Consider the following 6,524-nt stretch of genomic DNA (forward strand, 5'->3'; position numbering starts at 1 on the left):
CGCGGCGACGCAGCGGTGGTGGGGGCGGGTGCCGCACCCGGTCCGCGCGGGCGTGGTGGGCGGCGTGGTCGCCGTCGCGGCCCTGCTGGGCGCCGCGTCCGTGGTCACGGGGTACTGGGTGGTCTCGAGCCGTGCCGCGGCGGGCGACGTCGTCGCGCTCCTCGGCGTCGACACCTTCGGCGGGCTGCTGCTCGCGGTCGCCCAGCTCGCCGTCGCGCCCAACCTCGTGGTGTGGGCGCTCTCGTGGCTGGTCGGGCCGGGCTTCGCGGTGGGCGAGGGCACGCTGTACTCGCCGGCCGAGGTCGTCGCCGGTCCGCTGCCCGCCCTGCCGATGCTGGGCGCGCTGCCGGTCGAGGGCGGGGGGCTGCTGCGGTGGGCCCCGGTCCTCGTCGTGGTGGCGGGCGTCCTGGCGGGCGCGTGGCTGCACCGCCGGCTCGTCGTCACCCGTGCACGGGACACGCTCGCGGCGGTCGCCGTCGTCGGCGTGACGGCCGCGCTCCTCACCGGCGCGCTCGTCCTCCTCGGCTCGGGCTCAGCGGGGCCGGGCCGGCTCGCGGTCGTCGGCGGCTCACCGGTCGTCGTGGCGGTCTGGGTGCTCGCCGGGACGCTCGCGGGCGCAGTGCCCGCCGCCGTGCCGACCGACGCGACGGTCCGTGCCGCCGTTCGGCGGGGGTGCCGCGCCGCGTGGGACCGCCTGCGCGGCCGGGCCGACGTCGACCTCACCGCCGCCGACGACGCGGCGGACGACGACCCGGGTGGTGCGCATGCCGACGGCCGCGCCCACGTCCGCGACACCGCGCGCAGCCCCGAGGACTGACCTGCCCTGAGCATCGACGTCCGCGCCGCGACGGACGCCCTGGGGAAGGGTTGCGCACGCCACGTGTGCGTAACCCTTCTCGGCTCGGCTCGGCTCGGCCCGGCTCGGCCCGGCTCGGCCCGGCCCGGCCCGGCCCGGCTCGGCCCGGCGCTGCGCGCCGTCGCGCGGCTGACGCGTGCCGGCGACCCGGCGTGGATCAGCCGGTGGGGGCGCCCAGGCGCTCCTCGAGGCTCCGCTGGAACTCGACCTGGCACTGGTCCTGCGCCGCGATCGTGAGCGCGTCGCCGAGGCACTGGCGCAGCTCCTCCTGCAGGGGCCACAGGGCGAGCATCGTCGCGAGCGAGAGCACCATGATCAGGGCGAAGCCCAGGCCGAGGCCCAGGAGCGGGACGAGCACGCCGCGCATGCCGGCGCGGACGACCGCGAGCAGGGCGCGGATGCCGACGACGACGGCGGCCACGGCGAGCAGCAACGACGCCACCTGACCCGGCAGGGCGAGGGGCGCGACGACGATCGTCGCGAGCACCAGCAGCCCGAAGTGCATGACCTGCCGGTGCGCGCGACGCACCGCCTCGGGGTCGCTCCGCGTGGGCGGCGCGGGCGGCGCGGGCGGTCGCACCCCGGTACCGGGCGGGGACGTCATGGCTTCGCTCCTCGCGGCGGGTGGTGGCTGGGCGGGGCTGTGCTGCTGCGCTGGTGCTGCGGTCACGTGGTGTGCAGCGCCGCACCGGCGTGGCCGGTGCGCGGAACAGTCTTCCATCGCTGCGCCGGCCCGACGGACCCGGCGCCGCCGCCCCGGGCGCTGCCCCTCGGGCGCCGGCGGCTTCGGCACCACCGTCGCGTCGGAGGTGCGGCGCCGCCTCCGACGTGCAGCACCGCGTCGGAGGTGCGGCACGGCGTCGGAGGTGCAGCACGGTGTCGGACGTCCGTGCCCGGAGCCTGCGCCCGGCGCTAGGGTCGCGCCGTGCGCGCCACCCCTGACGTCGTCCCGCCGTCGGCCCGTCTCGTCGTCCTCGTCTCGGGCGGCGGGTCGAACCTCGCCGCGCTGCTCGCCGCGCACGGGAACCCGGCCTGGGGTGCGCGCGTGGTCGGAGTGGTGAGCGACCGCGCGGGCGCCGGCGGGCTCGAGATCGCCCGGGCCGCGGGCGTCGCGACGGCCGTCGTCGCCCCCGCCGACTTCCCGGACCGCGAGGCGTGGGACCGGGGGATGACCCAGGCCGTCGACGTGTTCGACCCGGCCTGGGTGGTCACCGCCGGCTTCATGCGGATCCTGGGGGCGCCCTTCCTCGACCGGTTCGCCGGCCGCATCATCAACACGCACCCGGCGCTGCTGCCGTCCTTCCCGGGTGCCCACGGAGTGCGGGACGCGCTCGCGTACGGCGTCGCGGTGACCGGCTGCACGGTGCACCTGGTGGACGCGGGCGTCGACACCGGGCCGATCGTCGCCCAGCGCGCCGTCGACGTGCGGCCCGACGACGACGAGGCCTCGCTCCACGAGCGGATCAAGACCGTGGAGCGGGAGCTGCTCGTCGACGTGGTGGGCCGGGTCGCGCGCGAGGGGCTGACGGTGATCGGCCGCCGGGCCCGGCTCGGCTGAGGGCGCCCGGCTCGCTGAGGGCGCCCGGCTCGGCTGAGGGCGCCTCGCTCGGCTGAGGGCGCCTCGCTCGGCTGGGGGCCCGGCTCGCCCGAGGCGACCTACGCCGCGACACGCTCCTGGCGGCGCATCCAGGCGAGCGTCTCGTCGAGGATCGTCGGCCACGGCGTCGGGCCGAACCCGAGCACGTCCTGCGACGCGGCGCTGTCCATGACGAACGGCTCGACGAACTGGTAGCCCATGGCATGGAGCTCGCGCATCATCGGCTGTGCCACGCCGAGCGCGCGCACCATGGCGAGAGGCACGACCCGGATCCGCGGCTCGGGGGCTCCGGCCGCGGTCGCGAAGCGGGCCATGAGCTCACGGAAGGTGAGCGGCTCGGGGGAGGGGACGTGCCACGCGCGACCCCACGCCGCCTCGGTCGTCGCCGCGGCGACGAGGGCGCGGGCGAAGTCAGGCAGGTAGGTCCACGTGTGCGGCGCGTCGGCGGCACCGATCGGGCGCACGACCTTCCCGGCGAGCAGGGGCCGCAGGGCGCGGGGCCCGGCATGGGCGTGCTCGAGCGAGAGCGGCCCGAGGTAGTCGCTGCCTCGCACCTCGGTCGCGCGCAGGCGCCCGTCCTCGTGCCGCCGGAGCGCCTCCTCCCACATCGCCACCCGGACCCGGCCCTTCGGCTCCGCCGTCGCGAGCGGCGAGGCCTCGAGCATGTGGCGGGTGCCCCGGCCGTACCCGTAGAGGTTGCCGGTCATGACGTACACCGCACCCGTGCGCTCGGCCGCCGTGAGCAGCGCCTCGGCGACCGGGGGCCAGTCTGTCGTCCAGCGGTGGTAGGCCGGGTTGAGCGCGTTGTGGAGGGCCGCAGCGCCCGCCGCGGCACGGGCCACGGCGTCGGCATCGGCGGCGTCGACGGCGGCGTGGGTGATCGCACCGCGCGGGGTCGCGGCCGTCGCCGCGGCGAGGGGCGACGGGGCGCCCGGGCCTGCGGGCGGGCCGCCGGAGCGGCTGAGCACGACGACGTCGTGGCCGGCGTCCGCGAGCTGGTGGGCGAGGTGGCTGCCGATCGGGCCCTTGCCCAGGACGACGTGCTTCATGAGGACTCCTCAGGACGATTGTGTGAGCGGTGCTCTCGGATGTGAGCAACGCTCGCACCGCGATTGGTCGTGTGTCAAGAGCGGTGCTCGCGTTTGCGATCGGTGCTCGCGCTGGGCAGCATGGGGTCGTGACCGAGCAGCCCTCGACGTCGCGTCCGCGTACCGCCCGCGAGCGCGCCCGGGCCGAGATCCGGGCGGAGCTCCTCGCTGTCGCGCGGCACCACCTCGCGACCGACGGGCCGGCCAACCTGTCGCTGCGCGCGATCGCGCGCGACCTGGGCGTGGCGTCGTCAGCCGTCTACCGCTACGTCGAGTCCCGGGACGCGCTGCTGACGCTGCTCATCGTCGAGGCCTACGACGCCGTCGGTCAGACGTGCGAGGACGCGCTCGAGGCGGCGGCACGCCGCGGCCTGGACGCCGGCTCGTGCTGGCTCGAGGTCGCGCGGGCCTTCCGGAAGTGGGCGCTCGAGCACCCGCACCAGTACGCGCTCGTCTACGGGACTCCGGTGCCGGGGTACGCGGCTCCCGTGGAGACCGTCGGGGCGGCGGTCCGCCTGTGGGGCGTCGTGGCCCGCGTCCTGGTCGCGGCGCGCATGAGCGGGACCCTGCGGCCCCCTCAGGTCCTCGACGCGGCGGGGCTGCTCGAGCCGCGCGTGGTGGAGTTCGCGACGGGGATCCTCCGCGGCGCGACGACGCCCGACGCCTACGCGGCGAGCGACCGGATGGACGCGAGTGAGGGGCGTGGCGGGAGCGACGGGGCCGACGCCCGTGACGTGAACGACGGGGCTGGCGCCCGTGACGCGGGCGACGGCCCACCGGCCGACGGCGGCGGCGCAGCCGGGGCCGCGCCGGTGTCGGACGTCGACCTGGCCGTGCTCGAGGCCGACGTCGCGCGGTCGGTGACGTTGTTCGCCTCGCTCGTCGGCTCCGTGAGCGCGGAGCTCTTCGGCCACCTGCACGGCCTCGCGCGCGAGCCGGACCGGGTGTTCGACCTCACGACGGCGACCGCCGCGCTCGGCGTCGGGCTCGACGTCCCGCTGGACGCGCCGGTGGACACGCGCCTGGACACCCCGCCGGACGCCCCGCCGGACACCCCGCCGGACGCCCCGCCGGACGCCGGGCCGGGCGCCGCGCCGGACGCGCCGGTCGCGACCCGCCCCCGGGGGTAGCATCGGCCCCGGCCGTGACTGGCGACCTGAGGTGGAGCACCACCGGGGAGCGGCCGGAGTCCCCTTGCAGCGCACCGTCCGCCTGGGTGCCTGGGTCCGAGAACAGCAGCGTCCCCCGTCCCCGTGGGTGGGGACCGGACGCGCCGCACCGACCCAGGAGTGACCGTGCACCTCAGCCCCCTCGAGCCCGTCGCCGACCCGACCGCGGACAGCACCCGCCGGCCCATCCGCCGCGCCCTCGTGAGCGTCTACGACAAGGCGGGCCTCGCCGAGCTCGCGACCGCGCTGCACGCGGCGGGCGTGGAGATCGTCTCGACCGGGTCCACCGCGTCGACGGTCGCCGCGGCGGGCGTGCCCGTGACCCGCGTCGAGGACGTCACCGGGTTCCCCGAGTGCCTCGACGGCCGCGTCAAGACGCTCCACCCGCGCGTCCACGCCGGTCTGCTCGCCGACACGCGCCGCCCCGAGCACGTGGCCCAGCTCGCCGAGCTCGACGTCGCGGGCTTCGACCTCATGGTGGGCAACCTGTACCCGTTCGCCGCGACGGTCGCGTCGGGCGCCGGGCCCGACGAGGTGGTCGAGCAGATCGACATCGGCGGGCCCTCGATGGTCCGTGCGGCGGCCAAGAACCACCCGAGCGTCGCGGTCGTCGTCGACCCGGCGCGGTACGACGACGTCGTCGCGGCGCTCGGCGCGGGCGGCTTCACGCTCGCCGAGCGGCGCGCGCTGGCGGGCGCGGCCTTCGCGCACACCGCGGCCTACGACGTCGCCGTCGCCTCGTGGTTCGCGTCCGCCTACGCCCCCGACGCGATCGCCCAGGAGTCGGGCTTCGGCGCCGTCACGGCCGGGACGTGGGAGCGGTCGTCGGTGCTGCGCTACGGCGAGAACCCCCACCAGCGGGCGGCGCTCTACGTCGACCCCGCGGTCCCGGGTCTGGCGCAGGCCGAGCAGCTGCACGGCAAGGAGATGAGCTACAACAACTACGTCGACGCCGACGCCGCCTGGCGCGCCGCGCACGACCACGACGAGCCGGCCGTCGCGATCATCAAGCACGCCAACCCCTGCGGCATCGCGGTGGGCGCCGACGTCGCCGAGGCGCACGCCCGCGCCCACGCGTGCGACCCGGTCTCGGCGTACGGCGGCGTGGTGGCCGCGAACCGGCCCGTGACCGCGGCGATGGCCGAGCAGCTCGCTCCCGTGTTCACCGAGGTGGTCCTCGCGCCCGACTTCGAGCCGGCGGCGGTCGAGGTCCTCACGCGCAAGAAGAACGTGCGGCTGCTGCGCGTCGCGGCGCCGGCCAACGCCGCCACCGTCGAGCTGCGGCCGATCACCGGCGGCCTGCTCGTGCAGACGGCGGACCGCGTCGACGCCGTGGTGGACGGTGGCGGCGACGACCCGTCGCGCTGGGTGCTCGCGACCGGCGCGCCCGCCGACGACGCCACGCTCGCCGACCTCGCGTTCGCGTGGCGCGCGGTGCGGGCGGTCAAGTCCAACGCCATCCTGCTCGCGAGCGGGGGCGCCTCCGTCGGCGTCGGCATGGGGCAGGTCAACCGGGTCGACTCGTGCCGGCTCGCGGTCGAGCGGGCGAACACGGGCGACGTCGAGCGCGCCCGCGGAGCCGTGGCGGCGTCGGACGCGTTCTTCCCGTTCGCGGACGGGCTCCAGGTGCTGCTCGACGCGGGCGTGCGCGCCGTCGTGCAGCCGGGCGGCTCGGTGCGCGACGACGAGGTGGTCGCGGCCGCGGCGGCCGCGGGCGTGACCCTCTACCTCACGGGCACGCGCCACTTCGCGCACTGACGCGGCGCACGCTGCTCAGCGCACGAGGCCGCGGAGCGGTCGGGCGCCGCGGACGG

General features: G+C 77.2%; 6 protein-coding genes and 1 riboswitch. Of the genes, 4 read left to right on the forward strand and 2 right to left on the reverse strand.

The window, feature by feature from the left end; genetic code table 11:
* Positions 1-817: cell division protein PerM (locus ICW40_RS03725; protein WP_221652491.1), on the forward strand; the 817-nt coding region annotated here is incomplete at its 5' end.
* Between the two features lie 196 nt (positions 818-1,013).
* Here the strand turns inward: ICW40_RS03725 and ICW40_RS03730 are convergent.
* Positions 1,014-1,460, reverse strand: a complete 447-nt coding sequence (locus ICW40_RS03730; protein WP_221652492.1) for a hypothetical protein — start codon at positions 1,458-1,460, stop codon at positions 1,014-1,016.
* 321 nt (positions 1,461-1,781) lie between these two features.
* On the opposite strand from ICW40_RS03730, the gene purN reads away from it, so the two are divergent.
* The gene (gene purN / locus ICW40_RS03735; protein WP_221652493.1) at positions 1,782-2,414 is read left to right on the forward strand and encodes a phosphoribosylglycinamide formyltransferase; all 633 of its coding nucleotides are present in this window, start codon (positions 1,782-1,784) and stop codon (positions 2,412-2,414) included.
* 98 nt (positions 2,415-2,512) lie between these two features.
* Here purN and ICW40_RS03740 read toward each other — a convergent pair whose 3' ends face one another.
* Positions 2,513-3,502 carry an NAD-dependent epimerase/dehydratase family protein gene (locus ICW40_RS03740; RefSeq protein ID WP_221652494.1) on the reverse strand — a complete coding sequence of 330 codons (990 nt, stop codon included), beginning with the start codon at positions 3,500-3,502 and terminating at the stop codon, positions 2,513-2,515.
* 128 nt (positions 3,503-3,630) lie between these two features.
* Here ICW40_RS03740 and ICW40_RS03745 point away from each other — a divergent pair, with 128 nt between their 5' ends.
* Both ICW40_RS03745 and purH read left to right on the forward strand, forming a co-directional pair.
* On the forward strand, positions 3,631-4,671 hold the full coding sequence (locus tag ICW40_RS03745) for a TetR/AcrR family transcriptional regulator (protein WP_221652495.1): 1,041 nt from the start codon (positions 3,631-3,633) through the stop codon (positions 4,669-4,671).
* A gap of 4 nt (positions 4,672-4,675) precedes the next feature.
* Positions 4,676-4,766: riboswitch (ZMP/ZTP riboswitch) on the forward strand.
* Positions 4,767-4,830: 64 nt separating this feature from the next.
* Positions 4,831-6,468 carry a bifunctional phosphoribosylaminoimidazolecarboxamide formyltransferase/IMP cyclohydrolase gene (gene purH / locus ICW40_RS03750; RefSeq protein WP_221652496.1) on the forward strand — a complete coding sequence of 546 codons (1,638 nt, stop codon included), beginning with the start codon at positions 4,831-4,833 and terminating at the stop codon, positions 6,466-6,468.
* The last annotated feature ends 56 nt before the right edge of the window (positions 6,469-6,524 follow it).

Origin of the sequence: Actinotalea ferrariae, from assembly GCF_019733465.1 — a bacterium.
GTDB lineage: Bacteria > Actinomycetota > Actinomycetes > Actinomycetales > Cellulomonadaceae > Actinotalea > Actinotalea ferrariae_A.

Coding starts and splice junctions, on each gene's coding strand:
- ICW40_RS03740 (WP_221652494.1), bottom strand. CDS start 3,502: ATGAAGCACGTCGTCCTGGGCAAGGGCCCGATCGGCAGCCACCTCGCC.
- ICW40_RS03730 (WP_221652492.1), bottom strand. CDS start 1,460: ATGACGTCCCCGCCCGGTACCGGGGTGCGACCGCCCGCGCCGCCCGCG.